Raw genomic sequence first — 2360 nt, 5'->3', positions numbered from 1 at the left:
CCCCGCGGCCCCCCGGCGCGCCCCCGCCGCGCCGCGGGCGGAGTACGTGAGCGCATCGGCCCGTCAGCTGCTGTCCGCCATGACGGCGGTGCCCGCCCTGGTGCTGGACCGCCGCAACGACATCCTCGCCTGGAACCGGCTGGGCCACGCGCTGCTGGCCGGGCACCTGGACCCCAAGGGGCCGGACAGCCCGAGCGCCCGCCCCAACCTCACCCAGCTGCTCTTCCTCGACGAGAACTTCCGCACCCTGTACGTCGACTGGCACGAGGAGGCCCAGCTCGCGGTCGCCTCGCTGCGCCTGGTGGCCGGGCGCCACCCCGACGACCGCCGGCTGGCCGAGCTCGTCGGGCAGCTCGTGATGCGGAGCCCCGACTTCGCCTCCCGGTGGGCCAGGCACCCGGTGCGCACCTGCACCTCGGGCGTCAAGCACTTCCGCCACCCCGTGGTGGGCGCCATGGAACTCGCCTTCGAGAACCTCCACATTCCCGGCGAATCGGGACAGCGCATGATCGCTTACAGCGCCGAGCCCGGCTCGCCGTCCGACGCGGCCCTGCGGCTCCTGGACAGTGCCACCGCGCCCGGGGAACGGATGCCGGAGGGCATGGCGGAGAACGAGTTCCGCGGCGTGTGACCGCGCCCGGCTCCCAAGGGTTCCCGGCCCGCCGTTTCATCCCCTGGGCAGCGGGCCGGCGCTTCGCCCTCCGGTACGGCGGGCACCCCGGTGCGCGACCGCACGCCGGCCGACGGGTGCCCAGTGGAACCGTGGGAGTGGTCAGGGCAGTTCGGGGCGTACGAGGGCCCGGGCGATCGGTTCTCCGGTGCGTGCCGCGTAGGTCATCCGCTCCCGCACCTCGCGGAGGGTGCGCGGCCGGTAGCCGGGTCCGCCGCAGCAGCTCCTGGGGAAGCGGATCCCCGCGTTCACCAGCACGGTGAGCACCCGCCAGCCCTCGTCGTCCCGCCTCCGGGGCGCCGCGAAGGCCGACCCGACGTGGACCAGTCCCTCGCCGCAGCGGGGACACCGCCGTTCGTGGTCACCGGGGTAGGGCTGCTTGTAGGAGGCCCGGCACGGCAGGCAGACGTACGAGGTCTTCGCGTGTCCCATGCGGTCAGCGTAGGCCCGCCGCCGTCCCGGCTCGACGGATTTACGGGGCGGCCCGTGCGCCCGGCCGGGCCGGACGGGAGCGTGACGACAAGCGGTCATGCGGGGAGGGCTCGGAGGGCCTGGAGGTCCACGGGGGTGCGGTCGTGGAGGGTCAGGGCCTGCCGGTGGGCCACCGTCCACCGGGTCGCCGGATGGTCGTGGGACACCTCCTCCAGGGAGGCGGTGACCGGCTCCGGGGTGGCCGGATGGGCGGTCCCGGCCACGCCCCACAGCCGCACCCGCACCCGCACCCGCACCCGCACCCGCACCCGGCCCACCCTCCGCGGCAGCTCTCGGCCGAAGTCGCTCCACCGCCCTCACGGTCCAGGGTGGCGGTGGCGTTCGTGGTACGTACGGAAGTCGAAGAAGCGCAGGCCCTCGACCGCGGTCTCCGCCTCGATCTCCTGCAGGGTCCAGGCATGCTCGGAGTAGTCGTCGAACGCGACACCGCCTCGTTTCAGCAACAGCGCGGCGAGGTGGCGCACCTCAGCAGTTCCGTCGATGCGCCCGGATATGTCAGCCTGCACTGCCCATGTGGGGTGATATCCGAGGGCCGCTTCGAGAAGGGCCACGTCATCAGGCTCCCAGTCTCGGAACAAGCAGCCGGTTTCCTCATCGTCGATCACGACATGGACGCGTTCGGCGAACGTCCACGCCCCGTCGCCCCCCGCCATGTGCTGGTCCAGGCAGGCCACTGTGTCGGCACGATCGGCAGCGGGAAACAGGAACACGGTGCGCATGGACGCAGCGTAGGAGCAGCCACGCCGCATCGCGGGAATGAAGGCCGGACGAGCACTGCTTCCCGAGCTCGGAGCGCGGGTTCGAGTCCCGTCACTCGCTCCATGACGAGGAATCGGGTCGGCGCCCGGGCCTTGTTCGCTGTCCGGACCGGCCCGCAGGTCGCGGCACTGCTCGGCCCGAGGATACGGACCCGTCGTCAGGCGCCGCCAGGGCGAGGAAGAGCGCGACGACGACGCCGGTCTCCTTCACCCCGGCGGCCGCAGGACGACCGCCGCGATCAGCGCCGGTGCCGTCACCGCCGTCCACACCGGCGCGGCGCGCCGGGCGACGAGCGCTGGCGGTCCCGGCAGTGCCGCCGGCTCGGCGAGTCCGTGCGGGTCCGCGGGGGCGTGGAGGGCGACCGTGGTGGCCGGTGACGCCGGAGGCGACGGTCACCCGGCCGCCGGGCCGGCTCAGCCGCCGGCGGCGGGCGGGGGGT

The 2360-nt window shown here is 73.9% G+C and carries 4 protein-coding genes; 1 reads left to right on the top strand and 3 read right to left on the bottom strand.

Translation table 11 applies throughout. The features are described from left to right. Nucleotides 1–631: transcriptional regulator (locus tag L7D48_RS28225; protein WP_237883848.1), on the top strand; the 631-nt coding region annotated here is incomplete at its 5' end. A gap of 141 nt (nucleotides 632–772) precedes the next feature. On the opposite strand, the gene L7D48_RS28220 is transcribed toward L7D48_RS28225, so the two are convergent. The 3 genes from L7D48_RS28220 to L7D48_RS28210 form a co-directional block, all read right to left on the bottom strand. Continuing rightward, nucleotides 773–1102 carry a deoxyxylulose-5-phosphate synthase gene (locus tag L7D48_RS28220; protein WP_237883846.1) on the bottom strand — a complete coding sequence of 110 codons (330 nt, stop codon included), beginning with the start codon at nucleotides 1100–1102 and terminating at the stop codon, nucleotides 773–775. Between the two features lie 95 nt (nucleotides 1103–1197). Next, nucleotides 1198–1410 (bottom strand): hypothetical protein, encoded by a 213-nt coding sequence (locus L7D48_RS28215; protein ID WP_237883844.1) that lies wholly within the window; start codon nucleotides 1408–1410, stop codon nucleotides 1198–1200. Between the two features lie 48 nt (nucleotides 1411–1458). Further along, nucleotides 1459–1881: a hypothetical protein gene (locus tag L7D48_RS28210; protein ID WP_237883842.1), complete on the bottom strand. Its 423-nt coding sequence runs from the start codon at nucleotides 1879–1881 to the stop codon at nucleotides 1459–1461. Nucleotides 1882–2360: the final 479 nt, after the last annotated feature.

The sequence above is a fragment of the Streptomyces sp. ICN903 genome, assembly GCF_022015835.1.
Lineage (GTDB): Bacteria > Actinomycetota > Actinomycetes > Streptomycetales > Streptomycetaceae > Streptomyces > Streptomyces fenghuangensis.
The sequence above is the reverse complement of the archived record's forward strand: the minus strand, read 5'-3'. Positions and strand labels throughout refer to the sequence as shown.

What these genes read in the sequence shown, in the direction of transcription:
- L7D48_RS28220 (WP_237883846.1), bottom strand. Translation starts at nt 1,102, where the DNA reads ATGGGACACGCGAAGACCTCGTACGTCTGCCTGCCGTGCCGGGCCTCC.
- L7D48_RS28210 (WP_237883842.1), bottom strand. Translation starts at nt 1,881, where the DNA reads ATGCGCACCGTGTTCCTGTTTCCCGCTGCCGATCGTGCCGACACAGTG.